Below are 19,058 nucleotides of genomic sequence, written 5' to 3'. Positions count from 1 at the left end.
ATTGGATACTGCAGGTGTAAACAATCGTATGCAAGCTCGTTCCAAATACGGTACGAAGCGTCCTAAAGCTAAGAAATAAGAAGTTAATGCTACTCAGAAAGGGGGATTCACATGCCACGCAAAGGTCCTGTTACTAAGCGCGACGTGTTGCCGGATCCGGTGTATAACAGCAAGCTTGTTACTCGCTTGATCAACCGCATCATGCTCGACGGTAAACGTGGTGTTGCTCAATCGATCTTGTACAACTCTTTCGAAATCATTCGTGAGCGTACAGGCAACGATCCTATGGAAGTATTTGAAGCAGCACTGAAAAACATCATGCCAGTCCTTGAAGTTAAAGCTCGCCGTGTAGGTGGTTCTAACTATCAAGTACCTATCGAAGTTAAACCTGAGCGCCGCACATCCTTGGGATTGCGCTGGTTGGTTAACTACTCCCGCAACCGCGGTGAGAAAACGATGGAAGAGCGTTTGGCAGCAGAGATTATCGATGCTTCCAACAACACTGGTGCAGCAGTTAAGAAACGCGAAGATACGCACAAAATGGCTGAAGCGAACAAAGCGTTTGCTCACTACCGTTGGTAGGATAAAGCTGTTTTGGTCTCGATATTCGAGTAACCAAACTCAATTTGAAGGGAGACCATTCCATGGCAAGAGAGTTCTCCTTAGCAAATACGCGTAACATCGGAATCATGGCTCACATCGATGCCGGTAAAACAACAACTACGGAGCGTATCTTGTTCTACACAGGCCGTACTCACAAAATCGGAGAGGTGCATGAAGGCGCCGCTACGATGGACTGGATGGAGCAAGAGCAAGAGCGTGGTATTACGATCACTTCCGCTGCGACTACAGCGCAATGGAAGGGTCATCGTGTAAATATCATCGATACTCCGGGGCACGTTGACTTTACGGTAGAGGTTGAGCGTTCCCTTCGCGTATTGGACGGAGCAGTAGGCGTGTTCTCCGCTAAAGAAGGCGTAGAACCGCAATCTGAAACGGTATGGCGTCAAGCTGACAAGTACAGCGTACCTCGTATCGCTTACGTTAACAAAATGGACATCATTGGCGCTGATTACCTCAACGTTATCGAGTCCATGAAGGATCGTTTGCAAGCGAATGCTGTTGCAATTCAGCTGCCTATCGGTGCAGAAAACGACTTCACAGGCATCATTGATTTGATGGAAGAGAAAGCTTACATCTTCAAAGATGACTTGGGTAAAGAAGTTGATGAAACAGAAGTTCCTGCTGAGTTCAAAGACAAAGTCGCTGAACTTCGTATGGAAATGATTGAGAAAATCGCAGAACTCGACGAAGAGTTGATGATGAAATACCTCGAAGGCGAAGAAATTACAGTTCCTGAACTGAAAGCAGCTCTTCGCAAAGGGGTATGCAGTGTTCAAATCTTCCCAGTAGTATGTGGTTCTTCTTACCGTAACAAAGGCGTACAGCTCATGATTGACGCTGTCGTTGACTACTTGCCATCCCCACTTGATGTACCTGACATTAAAGGTCATCTTGAAGATGGTGAAGAAGAAGTTCGTCATTCTTCGGACGAAGAGCCGTTCTCGGCACTTGCGTTCAAGATCATGACTGACCCTTATGTTGGTAAGTTGACGTTCTTCCGCGTTTACTCTGGTGTATTGAATTCCGGTTCTTACGTCTTGAACGCGACAAAAGGCAAGCGTGAACGTATTGGCCGTATCCTTCAAATGCATGCGAACAGCCGTGAAGAAATCGCTACAGTACATGCTGGCGATATCGCTGCTGCCGTTGGTTTGAAAGATACAGGTACAGGCGACACACTCTGCGATGAGAAGTCTCCGATCATCTTGGAATCCATGAACTTCCCAGATCCGGTTATCAGTATCGCAGTTGAGCCGAAGACAAAAGCAGACCAAGATAAAATGGGTACTGCTTTGTCAAAATTGACAGAAGAAGACCCAACACTCCGTGTTTACACTGATGAGGAGACAGGTCAAACGATCTTGTCCGGTATGGGTGAGCTTCACCTCGATATCATCATCGACCGTATGCGTCGTGAGTTCAAGGTTGAGACGAACGTAGGTAGCCCACAGGTTGCTTACCGTGAGACATTCCGTCAACAGGCTAAAGTTGAAGGTAAATTCGTACGTCAGTCCGGTGGTCGTGGTCAATACGGTCACGTATGGATCGACTTCGAACCTCTCGAAGCAGGATCAGGATTCGTGTTCGAGAACAAAATCGTTGGTGGCGTAGTCCCTCGTGAATACGTACCTGCGGTTCAAGCTGGTATTGAAGAATCCATGAAGAACGGTGTCTTGGCAGGCTTCCCATTGGTTGACCTCAAGGCTACTATCTTCGATGGTTCCTACCATGATGTTGACTCCAATGAAATGGCGTTTAAAATCGCTGGTTCCATGGCGCTTAAAGCTGCTAAGGACAAGTGTAAGCCAGTATTGCTTGAGCCAATCATGAAAGTAGAAGTTACAGTACCAGAAGAGTATATGGGCGACGTTATGGGTATGTTGAACTCCCGCCGTGGTCGTATCGAAGGTATGGATACTCGTGCAGGTGCACAAATTATCCGTGCTAAGGTGCCTCTCTCCGAGATGTTCGGTTACTCCACAACATTGCGTTCCGGTACTCAAGGACGCGGTGTGTTCTCTATGGAACTCTCTCACTATGAAGAAGTTCCTAAGAATATCTCCGAAGAGATTATCGCGAAGAACAAAGGCGAATAATTTCGCTTCTGATTCATTTGCTATCGGCTGAGCGCATGACTTGTCATGTGTCTCGGCTGCTTATAACATATATCTATTCCACTTATTGAAGGAGGACTAGTTCAAATGGCAAAGGCTAAGTTTGAACGTACGAAACCGCACGTTAATATCGGTACAATTGGTCACGTTGACCATGGTAAAACAACTTTGACAGCGGCTATCACAACAGTTCTGTCTAAAAAATATGGTAACGGTGCAGCTGTAGCATTCGATCAAATCGATAAAGCTCCAGAAGAGCGCGAGCGCGGTATCACAATCTCCACGTCCCACGTAGAGTATGAGTCCGCTAACCGTCACTATGCACACGTTGACTGCCCAGGTCACGCCGACTATGTTAAAAACATGATCACTGGTGCTGCTCAAATGGATGGCGCGATTCTCGTAGTATCCGCAGCTGACGGCCCAATGCCACAAACACGCGAGCACATCTTGTTGTCTCGCCAAGTAGGCGTACCTTACATCGTCGTATTCATGAACAAATGCGACATGGTTGAAGACGAAGAGTTGTTGGAATTGGTTGAAATGGAAATTCGCGATTTGCTTAGCGAATACGAATTCCCTGGCGATGACACTCCAGTTATCCGCGGTTCCGCTCGTGAAGCTCTTCAAAACCCAGACGGAGAATGGGCTGACAAAATCGTTGAATTGTTCACACAAATCGACGAGTACATCCCAACTCCAGAACGTGACACTGACAAGCCATTCTTGATGCCAGTCGAGGACGTATTCTCCATCACTGGTCGTGGTACAGTTGCTACTGGCCGCGTAGAGCGTGGTACTGTTAAAGTCGGCGACGAGATCGAAATCGTTGGTATCCAAGAAGAGACTCGTAAGTCCGTAGTAACAGGCGTTGAAATGTTCCGTAAACTTTTGGATTCCGCTCAAGCTGGTGACAACATCGGTGCGTTGCTTCGTGGTGTAGACCGCAGCAACATCGAGCGTGGTCAAGTATTGGTTAAGCCAGGTTCGGTTAAACCACATACTGAGTTCACTGCTCAAGTTTACGTTTTGACTAAAGAAGAAGGTGGCCGTCATAAGCCATTCTTCACAGGCTACCGTCCACAGTTCTACTTCCGTACAACGGACGTAACTGGTATCATCAACTTGCCAGAAGGTACTGAAATGGTTATGCCTGGTGACAACATCACAGTTACTGTACAATTGATCGCTCCAATCGCGATCGAAGAAGGTACACGCTTCGCGATCCGCGAAGGTGGCCGTACAGTAGGTGCTGGTGCGGTTGCAACTATCATTAAATAATGATAGTACCGACAATAGTCGGTAATAAGAGCCCCTTATCCTTACGGATAAGGGGCTTTTTGCTTTACAAAAAACACAGCTTTTGTTCAATATTCTTTCAAGAAGTCCCTTCCAGATCACTGTACATGATTTCTGTTATAGCGCTATAATATGTAACAATATAAGCTTACATATAGGTATGTAGATCTAGTAATATAGGGATTTAGGCCGATAAGTAAGGCGCAGGAAGGAAGAGCGACTGAAATGAGCAAAAAGCTATTAGGATGGGCAGGAAAGTGGAATAAGGAACAAACTGTGGATAGAATTGCACCAATATCCGAAGAAGCTAAATTAATGGAGCAAGGTATGATTCATTTATCCACAACTCATCCTATACATAAACAGATCGAAGTGATCGGAATGACAACAGAAGACCTAACTTTACTGCGTCAGCTCAAGCCATATTTATTGCCGCACATGAAATCATTAACGGAGGCATTTTATTCGGTTATTTTGAGTGTAGAGCATTTAAAGCAACTCATAACAAAACATAGTACAATCGAACGATTGCAGTTAACGCTTGAACGTCATATCGAAGAAATGTTTGATGGAAAGATAAATGATGAATTTGTAGGGAAACGAATTCGGATTGCAGACGTTCATCGCCATATCGGTCTCGAAACGAAATGGTACATGGCAGCTTTTCAGAATATGCAGAACAGGCTTCTTGATCTGATTGCAGCGGAGATCCGCAATGCAGAAGATCGAATGAAGGCGATTTTGGCTGTGAATAAAATATTGAACTTGGAGCAACAGCTTGTCCTTGAGGCATATGAAGAACGAAACCGATTAGAGCGAGAAGAACAATATCAACAGGTCAAGAATGAACTGAAGGGGAGTATCGCACAACTTAGTAATCAACTTGAACTGTTAACGACGGAAACAAAGCATACAATTGAACAACTGGTCGAACGAGGCAAGAGTGTAAAAAATATCATTGAACATACAGCTTCTACTGTACGGCATGCTCAACTAGAGGCAGATGAGGGGGAGCGAATGATGCGTACGTATATCGAGCGCATTCAGGACATTGACCATAATGCTTTGCTGATGAAGGGGCATGTTGATCAGTTGAAGGATACCTCTGCTCAAATCAGGACGATTGTTAGTGCCGTAAAGGAAATTGCAGGTCAAACGAAACTGCTGTCGCTTAATGCAGCTATTGAAGCAGCGCGTGCAGGTGAACATGGTGCAGGCTTTGCGGTGGTAGCCAAAGAAGTGAACAAGCTGGCTGATCATACAAAGGATACCGTGGCTCATATTGAAGAACTCGTCGGCAATTCGAATTTGGCAACGAATGCAGTTGTATATAATATTGAAGTTGTGAAGTCGAGTGTAGGAACAGTTCGGGGACAAGCAGATGCTGCTGGAAACGCGTTCCTGCAAATTGTTGATCATGTTGAGCACAGTACATCGAATATGGAGCATATCCAAGGCGAGATGAGCGATTTGCTGCAAATGATCAGTCATATCCATGAGGCGACAGCTGAAGTTGCGGCATCTGCAGAGCAGCTCAATCGAACGACGAAGCATTTATAATATGTACATAGTGGAAAAGAAGACCATAATGGAAAAGACTAGCGGAATCGGCTAGTCTTTTTCTACGTTTTGGAAAGCTAGCGTGTTAAGATAACGGACGTGACATGTATATAGAGAATAGGGGGAGAAACATGAAAAAGTGGATAAAGCTCGTATTAGCGGCAATCGCATGTAGCATGCTGCTTGCTCCGGTGGGCAACACTGTCATGGCAAGATCAGACTATTTACAAGAAGGTACTGTCCTCGGTGAAACTACCGTAGAGCAAATGAAAGCAACGATTAATGGAAAGTCTATACCGGGCTATACTTTCCGGAATGCGCTATGGGTTCCAGTTAAGCACTTGTCTCAATATGGATTCGACGTGACAGTCAACGGAAATTCAACACCAATACGTATAACACGGAATGTAAACAAGGGAGTGAAGGGTGTTTCTGAGAAACAGTCTAATAAGAAGAGACAGGTTCAATTTACGCAAAGGGATGTGTATGTAGGTAACCGGAAGCTTACCTCTTATCAAATTGATAATACGACGGTAATTCGCTTAAGTGACTTGTCTCTATTTGGTGAACTCTCTTGGGATGCCAAAAGCAAGACGATACACTTGAAGCTCGGGACATTTGATTATCAAAATAAACTGAACGTATGGCTAACCGATGATAAAGTGTACAATCGAACTGGCCATACATTGATTGAGGTAGGATTAAAACACTACTATTATAATAACGGAGTACTTACAGACGAAGTCGAGACATTGTCGTATGTACGTGAGAGTGCTGAGATTACAGGAAATAAGTATGAGAGTGACAAAAAAATAATGGTCGGATACGTTGGTACTGTTCTCTATTATATAGAAACACAAAATTATGAAAAAATCGTCAATCCTTATGTGCAACAAGATATTGAATATTACAAAAGTAATGTACATACAGGGGATGTTAAATTCCAAGTCAAACATGAAGTAAATGTTCTGGATAAAAAGATGAAAAGTATCCTAAAGAATGAGTTCATCAAAAATAACTATCGGCCATTAAAAGTAATCGGTACTTTGGTTGACTATGATTCCATTGGAACACCAGAAGTGAGTATTGAAGTTTGGAATTTAACTGAAAAGCGCATTATTGCATTTGAAACAACCATAACGGGATATGATGGCTATGATCGTGTCGTCCGCAACAGCGTGACAGGAGAGTCCTCCTTGAAAGGAATCGCTCAAGATTTTGTGCTTGAATCGGGGGAGAGTGGCGTGTTAACCTGGAAAATGAATTACCACGACAACACGATTAGAATTAATCCGAAGATTACTTCTGTTCGCTACTCCGACGGTACGGTATGGAGAGCGAAGTAATACTTGCTTCGGAGTAACTTACGCAGGCTGGAACAACATCCAGAACCTTCAACTTTCATTATTTATATAAACTGTGATAGACTCTAACAAGTGCCTAATAGAATCGATTTATGTAGTGTCCTGGCTGTCTGCAAGCATCGTCAAAAAGAGTTACGAAAAAAACTTGCAATAGTCGGGACATTTATATATAATAGTGAATGTTGTTCGTCGACGTTGCGATGAAGTGAGAGGTTACCGACACACCCGGCCCCTTTGCCATGGCGATGTGTTAGGAAAATTTTCACGGAGTATGTCCGATGCAAAATTGGGCGATAAAAGGAGGGACTAAAATGGCAAAGCAAAAAATTCGTATCCGCTTGAAAGCATACGATCACAGAATTCTTGACCAATCCGCTGAGAAAATCGTTGAAACGGCTAAACGTTCCGGTGCTGGAGTATCCGGTCCAATCCCGTTGCCAACGGAGAAGCAAATCATTACGATTCTTCGTGCGGTGCACAAGTATAAGGATTCCCGCGAGCAGTTCGAAATGCGCACTCATAAGCGCCTTATCGACATCGTGAATCCAACGCCGCAAACGGTGGACGCGCTGATGCGCTTGGACTTGCCGTCCGGTGTAGATATCGAAATTAAATTGTAAGACAGTTGAAACGGTTATCCACATGTGGATAGCGAAGCCGTTTCTACTTCATTATGAACGGACTAAGGAAAGAAAAGAGGTGTCAACATGAAAGGTATCTTAGGTAAAAAGCTCGGCATGACTCAAGTATTTACCGCTGAAGGTAATGTACTGCCGGTAACTGTTATCGAAGCTGGCCCTTGCGTCGTTCTTCAAAAGAAAGACGTTGAGAACGATGGCTACGAAGCTATTCAAATCGGCTACGCTGATAAGAAAGAAAAGCGTGCTACGAAACCAGAAATCGGTCACGCGAAAAAAGCTAACGCAACACCTAAGCGCTACGTTAAGGAACTTCGTGGTGTGGATCTTTCTCAATATGAAGTTGGCCAAGAATTGAAGGCTGATTTGTTCGTTGAGGGAGAATTCGTTGACGTTACAGGTATCTCGAAAGGTAAAGGCTTTGCCGGCGTAATTAAGCGTTGGGGACAAAGCACGGGTCCTATGTCTCACGGTTCCCGTTACCATCGTGGACCAGGTTCCATGGGTTCCATTCAAGCGAACCGCGTACCGAAGGGCAAACGCCTTCCAGGTCACATGGGTACTGACACAGTAACAATTCAAAATCTTGAAGTTGTTAAAGTGGATGCAGAACGCAATGTTATCCTCGTTAAAGGTTCTATTCCAGGCCCTAAAAACAGCTTCGTTAACGTTAAATCTGCAATTAAAAAGTAATTGGTGAGGAAAGGAGGAGCACATTATGCCTAAAGTAGCAGTTTACAACATGAGCGGTGCGCAAGTTGGCGAGATCGAATTGTCCGACAGCGTATTCGGCATTGAACCAAACAAAAACGTACTTCATGATGCAGTTGTGATGCAGCTTGCATCTATGCGTCAAGGTACTCATAAAGTTAAAGGCCGTTCCGAAGTTCGCGGCGGCGGTCGTAAACCATGGAAACAAAAAGGCACAGGTCGTGCGCGTCAAGGTTCCATTCGTTCGCCACAATGGGTTGGCGGTGGTACAGTATTTGGACCGACACCACGTAGCTATGCTTACAAGCTTCCTAAGAAAGTTCGTCGTTTGGCGATTAAATCCGCATTGTCTTCGAAAGTGTTGGCAGAGCAAATTATCGTAATCGATAGCCTTGCTTTGAACACGCCGAAAACGAAGGAATTCGCGGCAGTATTGAACAACCTAAAAGTGGATCGCAAAGCGCTTGTCGTGCTTCCTGAGTACAACGACAACGTGGCACTTTCCGCTCGCAACATTCCTTCTGTGAAGCTTGTTGCAGCTGATGGTGTTAACGTATATGATGTTCTTCGCCATGAGAAGCTCATCATCACGAAGGATGCGGTTCAGAAGGTAGAGGAGGTGTTCGCATAATGAAAGACCCTCGCGATATCATTAAGCGTCCGGTTATTACTGAGCGTACAGCAGACATGATGAATGACTTGAAATACGTATTCGAAGTTGATATGCGTGCTAACAAGACTGAAATCAAATTGGCTGTAGAGCAAATCTTCAAAGTGAAGGTAGCGAACGTGAACACGCTTCGTATGCCTGCTAAGCCAAAACGCTATGGCCGTCACTCCGGCTACACTTCCGAATGGAAAAAAGCGTTTGTCACTTTGGCAAAAGACAGCAAGCCACTCGAGTTCTTCGAGACGGTTTAATATAGACTTCTGAAGTAAGGAGGGAAAACAAGTGCCTATCAAAAAGTACAAACCGACATCCCCGGCTCGTCGTAATATGAGCGTGTCCACGTTCGAAGAAATTACAACGAATGTACCGGAGAAATCGTTGCTGGCGCCTTTGAGCAAAACTGCGGGCCGCAACAACCAAGGTAAAATTACGGTTCGTCACCACGGTGGTGGACACAAACGTAAATACCGTATCATCGATTTCAAACGTAACAAGGATGGCATTCCAGGCCGCGTTGCTACAATCGAGTACGATCCAAACCGTACTTCCAACATTGCGTTGATCAACTATGCTGATGGTGAAAAGCGTTATATCATCGCTCCTAAAGGATTGAAAGTAGGCGACGTTATCGAGTCCGGTACCGGCGCAGACATCAAGATCGGTAACGCATTGCCAATGGAAAACATTCCAGTAGGTACAGTTATCCACAACATCGAATTGCAACCTGGCAAGGGTGGTCAGTTGGTTCGCGCCGCTGGTACGGAAGCTCAATTGCTTGGTAAAGAAGAGAAGTACGTAACAGTACGTTTGTCTTCTGGCGAAGTTCGTAAATTGTTGAAAGTGTGCCGTGCTACAATCGGTTCCGTAGGTAACGGTGACCATGAGCTTATCAAAATCGGTAAAGCAGGCCGTAACCGCTGGTTGGGCAAACGTCCAGTCGTTCGTGGTGTGGTAATGAACCCGGTTGATCACCCTCACGGTGGTGGTGAAGGTAAAGCTCCAATCGGTCGTAAGTCTCCTATGTCTCCATGGGGCAAACCGACACTTGGTTACAAAACGCGTAAAAAAGGTAAACATTCCGATAAATATATCGTTCGTCGTCGCACGAAATAATATGTTTCCATTTGATTGCGCAGCAGCGTAATCACAAACGAATCAGTTCTGTCGAAGGGAGGATTCATATATGGGTCGCAGTTTGAAAAAAGGACCATTCGTTGATGGTCACCTGATGAAGAAAGTTGAAGGATTGAACGATACAAGCAAGAAAGTTGTAATCAAGACTTGGTCCCGTCGTTCTACAATTTTCCCTCAATTTATCGGTCATACGTTCGGGGTATATGACGGACGTAAACATGTACCAGTATACGTAACGGAAGATATGGTTGGGCATAAGCTTGGCGAGTTCGCACCAACACGTACGTACAAAGGTCATGACGATGACAGAAAAACAGGCAAACGCTAATTATTGATATAGCATTCGAGGGGAGGTACTTCCATGCAAGCAAAAGCACATGCGAATAACATTCGCATCGCCCCACGCAAGGTTAAGCTGGTTATTGACTTGATCCGCGGCAAACAAGTGGGCGAAGCAATCGCAATTTTGCGCCACACGCCGAAGTCAGCTTCGCCAGTGGTTGAAAAATTGTTGAACTCTGCAATTGCCAATGCAGAACACAACCATCAAATGGACGTTAATAGTCTCGTTATTTCGGAAGTCTTCGTAAACCAAGGACCAACGATGAAACGTTTCCGTCCACGCGCTATGGGACGTGCGAGCCGCATTAACAAAAGAACAAGCCACATCACGCTTGTAGTATCTGAAAAATAAGGAGGGACAACGTGTGGGTCAAAAGGTAAATCCAGTCGGACTTCGAGTGGGCGTTATCCGCGATTGGGAATCCAAGTGGTATGCCGAAAAAGATTTCGGTACATTGCTCATCGAAGACGTTAAGATTCGTGAATTCCTTAAGAATAAATTGAAAGAATCCGCCGTATCCCGCATTGAGATTGAACGTGCAGCTAACCGCGTGAACGTTACAATCCACACTGCGAAACCGGGTATGGTAATCGGTAAGGGCGGTTCCGAAGTTGAAGCACTTCGTCGTGAAGTAACGAAAATTGCTAACGGCAAAAAAGTACACATCAACATTTCGGAAATCAAAACTCCAGATTTGGACGCAACTCTCGTTGCAGAGAGCATTGCACAACAACTGGAACGCCGCGTTTCTTTCCGCCGCGCTTTGAAACAGTCAATTCAACGTTCCATGCGCTCTGGTGCGAAAGGGATTAAGACACAAGTTAGCGGTCGTTTGGGCGGTGCTGAAATCGCTCGTACAGAAGGTTACAGCGAAGGGACAGTGCCACTTCATACGCTTCGCGCCGACATCGACTACGGCACAGCTGAAGCTCATACAACTTACGGCCGTATCGGCGTAAAAGTATGGATTTATCGTGGAGAGGTACTTCCTACGGCTAAGAAAAAGGCTGTTGAGGAAGGAGGCAACTAATCATGTTGGTACCTAAACGTGTAAAACACCGGAAGCAGCAAAAAGGACGCATGAAGGGTCAAGCTAAAGGTGGCACGACAGTTCACTTCGGTGAATACGGGTTGCAAGCATTGGAGCCTACATGGATTACTAACCGTCAAATCGAGGCTGCTCGTATTGCGATGACTCGTTACATCAAACGTGGCGGTAAAGTATGGATTAAAATTTTCCCAGATAAACCAGTAACGGCTAAGCCGCTTGAGGTTCGTATGGGTAGCGGTAAAGGTAACGTTGAGAAGTGGGTTGCTGTAGTTAAGCCTGGTAAAGTAATGTTCGAACTTTCCGGTGTACCTGAAGAGGTAGCTCGCGAAGCTATGCGCCTTGCTGCTCACAAACTGCCTATTAAGACTAAGTTTGTGAAACGTGAAGAAATGGGTGGTGAAGCAAATGAAAGCTAGTGAATTCCGCAACTTGACCACTGCCGAAATCGAACAAAAGATTGCCGGATTCAAGGAAGAACTTTTCAACCTCCGTTTCCAATTGGCTACCGGACAGCTTGACAACCCAACTCGCATTCGTGACGTGCGTAAAGCGATTGCTCGTGCACATACGATTCTGCGTGAAAGAGAACTTGGTATTACTAGCTAATACACCAAGATGTCAGTTTCGGAAAAATAGACATCCTGTATCCAGGAAGGAGGCAGAACACTAATGAGTGAAGTACGTAACGCTCGTAAAGTGCAAATTGGTAAAGTTGTCAGCGATAAAATGGACAAAACAATCGTAGTAGCGGTTGAGACATACAAGAAGCATGATTTGTATCACAAACGCATCAAATACACGAAGAAGTTCAAAGCGCATGACGAAAATAACGAAGCCAAAATTGGCGATACTGTAAAAATCATGGAGACGCGTCCGTTGTCGAAAGACAAGCGCTGGAGACTCGTTGAAATCGTTGAGAAAGCAGTTATCGTTTAATGAACGGATAGTTTCACCGAAAGGAGGACATTCGAATGATTCAAGCATTTTCACGTTTAAATGTAGCAGACAACTCTGGTGCGAAAGAACTGATGTGTATTCGCGTGTTGGGCGGTACTGGCCGTAAATCAGCTCACATCGGTGACTTGATCGTATGCTCTGTCAAACAAGCAACACCAGGCGGCGTTGTCAAAAAGGGTGACGTAGTCAAAGCGGTTATCGTTCGTACGAAGCGTTCTGTACGCCGTAAAGACGGTTCTTACATCGCATTTGACGAAAACGCAGCGGTTATCGTGAAAGAAGATAAGGGCCCACGTGGGACTCGTATTTTCGGACCTGTCGCTCGCGAACTTCGCGAAAAAGACTTCATGAAAATCGTTTCCCTGGCACCGGAAGTTATCTAATCAGCTTGCCCGCCAGGCAAGACTCAGGAGGTGTGACACATGCCACGATTGAAAAAAATTCTCGAGTCGCATAACAACAAATTGCACGTGAAAAAAGATGACACTGTCATCGTAATCACGGGTAAAGATAAAGGCAAAAAAGGCCGTGTTATTGCAGCATTCCCTCGTGAAAACCGCGTTATTGTGGAAGGCGTAAACATGGTGAAGAAGCATCAGAAGCCTAACGCTAAGAACCCACAAGGCGGTATCGTTGAGCAAGAAGCAGCAATTCATGCATCTAACGTTATGCACGTGGATCCAAAGTCGGGTAAAGTAACGCGCATCGGTTACAAAGTGGAAAACGGTAAAAAAGTGCGCGTAGCTAAACGCTCCGGCGAAATTATCGACTAATCGCTTCGGAAAGGAGGTCCATTCTACATGGCAGCTCGTTTGAAAGAACGTTATTTGAACGAAATTACTCCTGCGCTAGTGCAGAAGTTCAACTATACATCAGTAATGCAAGCACCAAAAGTGGAGAAAGTCGTCATCAACATTGGTATGGGTGAGGCTGTTCAAAACTCCAAAGTTTTGGATTCTGCAGTAGCTGAATTGCAACTAATCGCTGGTCAAAAGCCAGTAATCACTCGCGCGAAGAAGTCTATCGCAGGCTTTAAACTTCGTGAGGGAATGCCGATTGGTGTGAAAGTCACATTGCGTGGTGAGCGCATGTATCACTTCTTGGACAAATTGTTCAATGTCACGCTTCCTCGTGTCCGCGACTTCCGCGGTATCTCGAATAAAGCGTTTGACGGCCGCGGCAACTACACACTCGGTTTGAAGGAGCAAATTATCTTCCCTGAAATCGAGTATGATAAAATTGACAAGGTTCGTGGTATGGATATCGTCATCGTTACAACAGCGAAGACGGACGAAGAATCCCGCGAATTGTTGACGCAACTCGGCATGCCTTTCACGAAGTAATTCGTTTTAAAGGTCGGTTACGTTTGAGATACGGACTGAGCAATCAGTTCTGAATCCATCGACACAAATCTCTAGGAGGTGTCAACTCACGTGGCAAAAACTTCGATGAAAATCAAGCAACAACGCAAACCGAAGTTTGAAGTACGGGCATATACGCGCTGTGAGCGCTGCGGACGTCCGCATTCCGTATTACGTAAGTTCAAAATTTGCCGGATTTGTTTCCGCGAATTGGCATATAAAGGCCAGATTCCTGGCGTTAAAAAAGCAAGCTGGTAATCAACCCTGTTGCGGGAAGGAGGTTTACACTAATGGTTATGTCCGATCCGATTGCAGATATGCTTACACGCATTCGCAATGCTAATACAGTGCGTCATGAAACGGTGGAAATGCCTGCTTCTACTATGAAGAAGCAAATCGCAGAAATCTTGAAGCGTGAAGGCTTTATCCGTGACGCTGAATATATCGATGACAACAAACAAGGGATCATTCGCGTGTTCCTGAAGTACGGTGCAAACAACGAGCGTGTTATCACAGGCTTGAAGCGCATCAGTAAACCAGGACTGCGCGTGTACACGAAGGCTAATGAGGTTCCTCGCGTACTCGGCGGTCTCGGTATCGCAATCATCTCGACGTCCAAGGGCGTCATGACTGACAAAGAAGCTCGCCAGTCCAAATCCGGCGGCGAGGTAATCTGCTACGTTTGGTAAACCATTCGCATAAGATTGGAGGTGCAACAACATGTCCCGTATTGGTCGCAAACCAATTGAGGTACCAGGTGGCGTAACTGTCACTTTGGAAAACCACGTTATTACAGTAAAAGGACCGAAAGGAACTTTGACTCGTGAACTTCACAAAGACATGAAAGTGTCTGTAGAAGAGAACGTCATTTCCGTAGAACGTCCTTCTGAAAATAAACTTCATCGTTCGTTGCACGGTACAACACGCAGCGTAATCAACAACATGGTTAGCGGAGTAACTGATGGTTTCTCCAAAACCCTTGAGTTGGTCGGTGTAGGTTACCGTGCAAACAAATCCGGCGACAAGCTTGTCTTGAACGTTGGTTACTCCCATCCGGTTGAAATTACACCGGAAGCTGGTATTGAATTCGAAGTGCCTGCTCAAACGAAAATCATCGTTAAAGGCATTGATAAAGAGCGCGTTGGTGCTTATGCAGCGAACATTCGTGCAGTACGTGAGCCAGAACCTTACAAAGGTAAAGGTATCAAGTACGAAGGCGAACGCATCATTCGTAAAGAAGGTAAAGCAGGCAAGAAGAAGTAAGATCTTGCCTAGCTCACTTACCTTAGCAGCTTAATGGTTAAACTGAAGGGAGTGAAACAATCCGATGATTACCAAAGGCGATAAGAACAAAGCTCGGTTGAAAAGACACCTGCGTGTCCGTAAAAAAATCGAAGGTACAACGGAACGTCCTCGCTTGAACGTATTCCGTTCTTCTAAACATATTTACGCTCAACTTATCGATGACGTGAAAGGCGTAACAGTCGCTTCCGCTTCGACTATGGACAAAGAGCTTCGTGAAGATATCAAAAATGGTGGTAACGTAGAATCCGCTCGCAAAGTTGGCGAATTGATCGCAAAACGTGCGAAAGAGCAAGGATACGAGACAATCGTATTCGATCGTGGCGGTTACTTGTACCATGGACGTATTCAAGCTTTGGCTGACGCAGCACGCGAAGCTGGTCTTGAATTCTAATTTTTAATCGAAGGAGGTAAACGACTTGCGAGTTGATCCAAACACGTTAGAACTTTCTGAAAAAGTTGTTCAAATTAACCGCGTTGCTAAAGTTGTTAAAGGCGGACGTCGCTTTAGCTTTAGCGCTCTCGTGGTTGTCGGCGATGGCAAGGGCTGGGTTGGCGCTGGAATCGGTAAAGCATCCGAAGTACCAGACGCAATCCGCAAAGGTATCGAAGACGCTAAGAAAAACCTGATTCATGTTCCGTTTGTTAACACGACAATCCCTCACCAAGTAATTGGTCAGTTCGGCGCTGGTAAAGTTCTTTTGAAGCCAGCATCCGAAGGTACTGGGGTTATCGCAGGCGGTCCTGTTCGTGCCGTTCTTGAGTTGGCTGGTGTAGGCGATATCTTGACGAAATCGCTTGGTTCCTCTAACTCCATGAACATGGTTAACGCTACATTGGAAGGCTTGTCTCGTTTGAAGACAGCTGAACAAGTAGCTAAATTGCGCGGTAAAACCGTTGAAGAACTGTTAGGTTAAGGAGGGGACGAAGATGGCGAAATTGCAAATTACCCTCGTTCGCAGTCTGATCGGTCGCCCGGAAACTCATCGCCAAACGGTGAACACTTTGGGTTTGCGCAAGTTGAATCAGACGGTTGTTCATAACGACAACGTTGCGATCCGCGGAATGGTAAACCAAGTTAAACACTTGGTTGAAGTCAAAGAGATCGAAGCGTAAGGGTAAAACCATACGACTTCTGTAATCTGTTATAGATTACATGATACAATACAAAAGATTAGAGTCATAAATATTAAAGGAGGTGCGACGAACGATGAAGTTGAATGAACTTTCTCCGGCACCTGGTTCCCGCCAAACACGTAACCGTGTAGGCCGTGGTATCGCGACAGGAAACGGTAAAACATCTGGCCGTGGTCACAAGGGTCAAAATTCCCGTTCCGGCGGTGGTGTTCGTCCGGGCTTCGAAGGTGGACAAAACCCACTTTACCGTCGTCTGCCAAAACGCGGCTTTGTAAATCCAACTCGTAAAGAGTATGCGGTAGTTAACGTAACGGATTTGAACCGCTTTGAGGCTGGTACGGAAGTAACTCCGGAATTGTTGATGGAACAAGGCATCGTGAACAACCCAATGAGCGGAATCAAAGTATTGGGCAATGGCGATTTGTCCGTCAAATTGACGGTCAAAGCTAACAAGTTCTCTCAATCTGCGGTAGAGAAGATCGAGGCTGCCGGCGGTAAATCCGAGGTGATCTAATGTTCAAGACCGTATCGAATATATGGCGAGTCGAGGACTTGAGACGTAAGATTTTGTTTACGCTCATGGTTCTGATCGTTTATCGCGTCGGGTCCTTTATACCGGTTCCCGGCGTCGATACGTCGGTCTTTGCTACAGCAAACCAAAACACGGACTTGTTCAGCATGCTGAACACTTTCTCTGGTGGTGCGCTGTTTAAATTCTCTATCTTTGCTCTAGGAATTATGCCGTACATTACGGCCTCGATCATCGTACAGCTTCTGTCGATGGACGTTATTCCGAAATTTACACAATGGGCAAAAGAAGGAGAAGTCGGCAAACGTAAGCTTTCCCAAATTACGCGCTACGGCACAGTAGTATTGGGATTGATTCAAGCTTTCGGTACGGCGATTGGGTTTAATCGCATGTACGGTGCGCAGCTGGTTCCAGGTGCAACATATGCGGATTATATCCTAATCGCGATTGTCTTGACTGCTGGTACGGCGTTCTTGATGTGGATCGGTGAACAAATCACGGAAAAGGGTATCGGCAACGGTATTTCGATTCTGATCTTCGCAGGTATCGTCGCAGCTATCCCGATTCATATTGGGGAAATTTATCGTAGTCAATTTGCCGATGCAAGCGGACAATTGTTCCTCAACATCGTCAAAATGATCGTTATCGTATTGGTTATCGTGCTGATTGTGATCGGTGTTATCTACATTCAGCAAGGGAACCGTAAAATCCCGGTACAATACGCTAAACGTGTTGTGGGTAACAAAATGTATGGTGGACAGAACACACACATTCCGCTTAAAGTAAATGGTGCAGGCGTTATTCCGGTCATCTTTGCATCTTCGCTCTTGATGTTCCCGGCTACAATTGCTCAATTCTGGGCGGATAAGCCGTGGGCTCGTTGGATCATTGAACATATGGGATTGAACAAGCCGCTTGGCATGTTCTTATACGTTCTTCTGATTATCGGGTTTACGTTCTTCTACACGTTCGTACAGTTGAATCCACAACAAATGGCAGATCAAATGAAAAAGAATGGCGGATATATCCCAGGAATTCGTCCGGGGAAAGCAACAGCAACGTACTTGACTCGAGTTATGTCTCGTATCACACTTGCAGGTGCTATCTTCCTCGCTGGCGTATCCATCTTGCCAGTGTTCTTCGGAGCACTAGCTGGATTGCCGCAATCTGTTCAAATTGGCGGTACTTCGATTCTGATCGTTGTCGGCGTTGCGCTTGACACAATGAAGCAAATCGAAAGCCAGTTGATCAAACGTCATTACAAAGGTTTCATTAATAAATAGGCAATAGGTTCCGGTGAGACCATCTAGGCTCATTGGCACCTATTGTGCTGTTCTTGTAGAGCAGAGGCTTAACGAATGGCATCGAAGCACCCCACTTCCGACGAAGTTAAGCCTGTGCTTACCATAAAGGGAGTGACATTCGATGAACATTCTATTCATGGGGCCTCCTGGGGCAGGAAAAGGAACACAGGCCGAGCGCATCGTAGAACAATTCGGCGTTCCTCATATCTCGACAGGAGACGCATTCCGCAAAGCAATTGGAGAAGGCACTCCTATCGGATTGAAGGCTAAAGAGTACATTGATCAGGGTCTGCTCGTTCCAGATGACGTGACGGTAGGCATCGTGCGAGAGCGCCTTGCACAACCTGATTGCGAGAAAGGGTTCCTTCTGGATGGTTTCCCGCGCACATTGGCGCAAGCTGAAGCGTTGAATAGCATCTTGGTAGAACTGAATCGCAGTCTTGATCATGTCATCAACCTGAGCGTTGACCGCGATTTACTGCTGGCGCGTCTTACAGGACGACGCATTTGCAAGTCTTGCGGCGCGACGTACCATGTCATCTACAACCCGCCTAAACAAGAGGGCGTTTGTGATAAGTGTCAAGGCGAGCTGTACCAACGTTCGGATGATTCCGAAGAGAAAGTCGGCACACGTCTTGATGAGTACATCAACAAAACGGCACCTTTGCTCGCATACTATGAGGACAAAGGCTTGTTGCGTCAGGTTGACGGGGAGAAGGAAATTGATACGGTCACGTCAGAAATCGTATCTTTACTGCGGGGTTAAACCATGATCATTTGTAAGTCCGAAGTGGAGTTAGGCTTCATGAGGGAAGCTGGGCGAATTGTTGCGGAAACGCATCGTCTTTTAGCGAAAACGATTGAGCCAGGGATTACCACTCTCGAGCTTGATTCGATCGCGGAATCGTTTATTCGCAGCCAAGGAGCAACACCTTCTTTCAAGGGCTACAACGGTTTTTC

Annotated in this window: 29 protein-coding genes and 1 pseudogene; all 30 read left to right on the top strand. The window is 45.7% G+C overall.

Annotated features, from left to right (window positions below):
- Nucleotides 1-79: pseudogene (locus tag ABN764_RS28515) on the top strand (30S ribosomal protein S12); the annotation flags it as partial.
- A 32-nt stretch (nucleotides 80-111) separates the two neighbouring features.
- Nucleotides 112-582, top strand: a complete 471-nt coding sequence (gene rpsG / locus ABN764_RS28510; protein WP_021252463.1) for a 30S ribosomal protein S7 — start codon at nucleotides 112-114, stop codon at nucleotides 580-582.
- Between the two features lie 62 nt (nucleotides 583-644).
- Nucleotides 645-2,720, top strand: coding sequence for an elongation factor G (gene fusA, locus ABN764_RS28505; protein WP_072732030.1), 2,076 nt, complete (start codon nucleotides 645-647; stop codon nucleotides 2,718-2,720).
- A 105-nt stretch (nucleotides 2,721-2,825) separates the two neighbouring features.
- A complete protein-coding gene (tuf, locus tag ABN764_RS28500) occupies nucleotides 2,826-4,019 on the top strand; it encodes an elongation factor Tu (protein ID WP_021252461.1) in 1,194 nt (397 codons plus the stop codon).
- Nucleotides 4,020-4,262: 243 nt separating this feature from the next.
- Nucleotides 4,263-5,597, top strand: a complete 1,335-nt coding sequence (locus tag ABN764_RS28495) for a protoglobin domain-containing protein (protein WP_446673791.1) — start codon at nucleotides 4,263-4,265, stop codon at nucleotides 5,595-5,597.
- A 131-nt stretch (nucleotides 5,598-5,728) separates the two neighbouring features.
- Complete coding sequence (locus ABN764_RS28490; protein WP_446673790.1) at nucleotides 5,729-6,943, top strand: hypothetical protein; 1,215 nt, start codon at nucleotides 5,729-5,731, stop codon at nucleotides 6,941-6,943.
- Nucleotides 6,944-7,272: 329 nt separating this feature from the next.
- Nucleotides 7,273-7,581 carry a 30S ribosomal protein S10 gene (rpsJ, locus tag ABN764_RS28485; protein ID WP_005544556.1) on the top strand — a complete coding sequence of 103 codons (309 nt, stop codon included), beginning with the start codon at nucleotides 7,273-7,275 and terminating at the stop codon, nucleotides 7,579-7,581.
- A gap of 87 nt (nucleotides 7,582-7,668) precedes the next feature.
- Nucleotides 7,669-8,292 (top strand): 50S ribosomal protein L3, encoded by a 624-nt coding sequence (gene rplC, locus ABN764_RS28480; protein WP_446673789.1) that lies wholly within the window; start codon nucleotides 7,669-7,671, stop codon nucleotides 8,290-8,292.
- A gap of 25 nt (nucleotides 8,293-8,317) precedes the next feature.
- Nucleotides 8,318-8,941, top strand: a complete 624-nt coding sequence (gene rplD / locus ABN764_RS28475; protein WP_021252457.1) for a 50S ribosomal protein L4 — start codon at nucleotides 8,318-8,320, stop codon at nucleotides 8,939-8,941.
- Nucleotides 8,941-9,231 (top strand): 50S ribosomal protein L23, encoded by a 291-nt coding sequence (rplW, locus tag ABN764_RS28470; protein WP_005544549.1) that lies wholly within the window; start codon nucleotides 8,941-8,943, stop codon nucleotides 9,229-9,231. The genes rplD and rplW overlap by 1 nt, the downstream gene beginning before the upstream one ends.
- Nucleotides 9,232-9,262: 31 nt before the next feature.
- Complete coding sequence (rplB, locus tag ABN764_RS28465) at nucleotides 9,263-10,093, top strand: 50S ribosomal protein L2 (protein WP_021252456.1); 831 nt, start codon at nucleotides 9,263-9,265, stop codon at nucleotides 10,091-10,093.
- 70 nt (nucleotides 10,094-10,163) lie between these two features.
- On the top strand, nucleotides 10,164-10,442 hold the full coding sequence (gene rpsS, locus ABN764_RS28460) for a 30S ribosomal protein S19 (protein ID WP_021252455.1): 279 nt from the start codon (nucleotides 10,164-10,166) through the stop codon (nucleotides 10,440-10,442).
- Nucleotides 10,443-10,475: 33 nt separating this feature from the next.
- Nucleotides 10,476-10,808 (top strand): 50S ribosomal protein L22, encoded by a 333-nt coding sequence (gene rplV, locus ABN764_RS28455; protein ID WP_021252454.1) that lies wholly within the window; start codon nucleotides 10,476-10,478, stop codon nucleotides 10,806-10,808.
- A gap of 13 nt (nucleotides 10,809-10,821) precedes the next feature.
- Nucleotides 10,822-11,487 (top strand): 30S ribosomal protein S3, encoded by a 666-nt coding sequence (gene rpsC / locus ABN764_RS28450; RefSeq protein ID WP_021259841.1) that lies wholly within the window; start codon nucleotides 10,822-10,824, stop codon nucleotides 11,485-11,487.
- Between the two features lie 2 nt (nucleotides 11,488-11,489).
- Nucleotides 11,490-11,924, top strand: a complete 435-nt coding sequence (rplP, locus tag ABN764_RS28445; protein ID WP_021252452.1) for a 50S ribosomal protein L16 — start codon at nucleotides 11,490-11,492, stop codon at nucleotides 11,922-11,924.
- A complete protein-coding gene (gene rpmC / locus ABN764_RS28440) occupies nucleotides 11,914-12,114 on the top strand; it encodes a 50S ribosomal protein L29 (protein ID WP_005544540.1) in 201 nt (66 codons plus the stop codon). The genes rplP and rpmC overlap by 11 nt, the downstream gene beginning before the upstream one ends.
- A gap of 63 nt (nucleotides 12,115-12,177) precedes the next feature.
- Nucleotides 12,178-12,444 carry a 30S ribosomal protein S17 gene (gene rpsQ / locus ABN764_RS28435; RefSeq protein ID WP_005544539.1) on the top strand — a complete coding sequence of 89 codons (267 nt, stop codon included), beginning with the start codon at nucleotides 12,178-12,180 and terminating at the stop codon, nucleotides 12,442-12,444.
- A gap of 35 nt (nucleotides 12,445-12,479) precedes the next feature.
- Nucleotides 12,480-12,848 carry a 50S ribosomal protein L14 gene (rplN, locus tag ABN764_RS28430; RefSeq protein WP_021252451.1) on the top strand — a complete coding sequence of 123 codons (369 nt, stop codon included), beginning with the start codon at nucleotides 12,480-12,482 and terminating at the stop codon, nucleotides 12,846-12,848.
- Nucleotides 12,849-12,887: 39 nt separating this feature from the next.
- On the top strand, nucleotides 12,888-13,238 hold the full coding sequence (gene rplX, locus ABN764_RS28425; protein ID WP_005544537.1) for a 50S ribosomal protein L24: 351 nt from the start codon (nucleotides 12,888-12,890) through the stop codon (nucleotides 13,236-13,238).
- 27 nt (nucleotides 13,239-13,265) lie between these two features.
- Nucleotides 13,266-13,808, top strand: a complete 543-nt coding sequence (gene rplE / locus ABN764_RS28420) for a 50S ribosomal protein L5 (RefSeq protein ID WP_072732027.1) — start codon at nucleotides 13,266-13,268, stop codon at nucleotides 13,806-13,808.
- Nucleotides 13,809-13,898: 90 nt separating this feature from the next.
- Nucleotides 13,899-14,084 carry a type Z 30S ribosomal protein S14 gene (locus ABN764_RS28415; RefSeq protein WP_005544535.1) on the top strand — a complete coding sequence of 62 codons (186 nt, stop codon included), beginning with the start codon at nucleotides 13,899-13,901 and terminating at the stop codon, nucleotides 14,082-14,084.
- A 32-nt stretch (nucleotides 14,085-14,116) separates the two neighbouring features.
- Nucleotides 14,117-14,515, top strand: a complete 399-nt coding sequence (rpsH, locus tag ABN764_RS28410) for a 30S ribosomal protein S8 (RefSeq protein ID WP_005544534.1) — start codon at nucleotides 14,117-14,119, stop codon at nucleotides 14,513-14,515.
- 31 nt (nucleotides 14,516-14,546) lie between these two features.
- Complete coding sequence (rplF, locus tag ABN764_RS28405) at nucleotides 14,547-15,089, top strand: 50S ribosomal protein L6 (protein WP_021252448.1); 543 nt, start codon at nucleotides 14,547-14,549, stop codon at nucleotides 15,087-15,089.
- A gap of 64 nt (nucleotides 15,090-15,153) precedes the next feature.
- On the top strand, nucleotides 15,154-15,522 hold the full coding sequence (gene rplR / locus ABN764_RS28400; RefSeq protein ID WP_021252447.1) for a 50S ribosomal protein L18: 369 nt from the start codon (nucleotides 15,154-15,156) through the stop codon (nucleotides 15,520-15,522).
- A gap of 25 nt (nucleotides 15,523-15,547) precedes the next feature.
- Nucleotides 15,548-16,045 carry a 30S ribosomal protein S5 gene (rpsE, locus tag ABN764_RS28395; RefSeq protein WP_021252446.1) on the top strand — a complete coding sequence of 166 codons (498 nt, stop codon included), beginning with the start codon at nucleotides 15,548-15,550 and terminating at the stop codon, nucleotides 16,043-16,045.
- Nucleotides 16,046-16,058: 13 nt separating this feature from the next.
- Nucleotides 16,059-16,244: a 50S ribosomal protein L30 gene (rpmD, locus tag ABN764_RS28390; RefSeq protein WP_005544529.1), complete on the top strand. Its 186-nt coding sequence runs from the start codon at nucleotides 16,059-16,061 to the stop codon at nucleotides 16,242-16,244.
- Between the two features lie 94 nt (nucleotides 16,245-16,338).
- A complete protein-coding gene (gene rplO, locus ABN764_RS28385) occupies nucleotides 16,339-16,779 on the top strand; it encodes a 50S ribosomal protein L15 (protein ID WP_021252445.1) in 441 nt (146 codons plus the stop codon).
- On the top strand, nucleotides 16,779-18,077 hold the full coding sequence (gene secY / locus ABN764_RS28380; protein ID WP_021252444.1) for a preprotein translocase subunit SecY: 1,299 nt from the start codon (nucleotides 16,779-16,781) through the stop codon (nucleotides 18,075-18,077). Before rplO ends, secY begins: the two co-directional genes overlap by 1 nt.
- Nucleotides 18,078-18,219: 142 nt before the next feature.
- Nucleotides 18,220-18,864 (top strand): adenylate kinase, encoded by a 645-nt coding sequence (locus ABN764_RS28375; RefSeq protein WP_021252443.1) that lies wholly within the window; start codon nucleotides 18,220-18,222, stop codon nucleotides 18,862-18,864.
- A gap of 3 nt (nucleotides 18,865-18,867) precedes the next feature.
- The coding region (locus ABN764_RS28370) for a M24 family metallopeptidase (protein WP_446673788.1) at nucleotides 18,868-19,058 on the top strand (191 nt) is incomplete at its 3' end.

Origin of the sequence: Paenibacillus wuxiensis, assembly GCF_040195695.1 — a bacterium.
Classification (GTDB): domain Bacteria; phylum Bacillota; class Bacilli; order Paenibacillales; family Paenibacillaceae; genus Paenibacillus_B; species Paenibacillus_B suaedae.
Note: the sequence above shows the minus strand (reverse complement) of the source record. Positions and strands in the feature narration are given on the sequence as shown.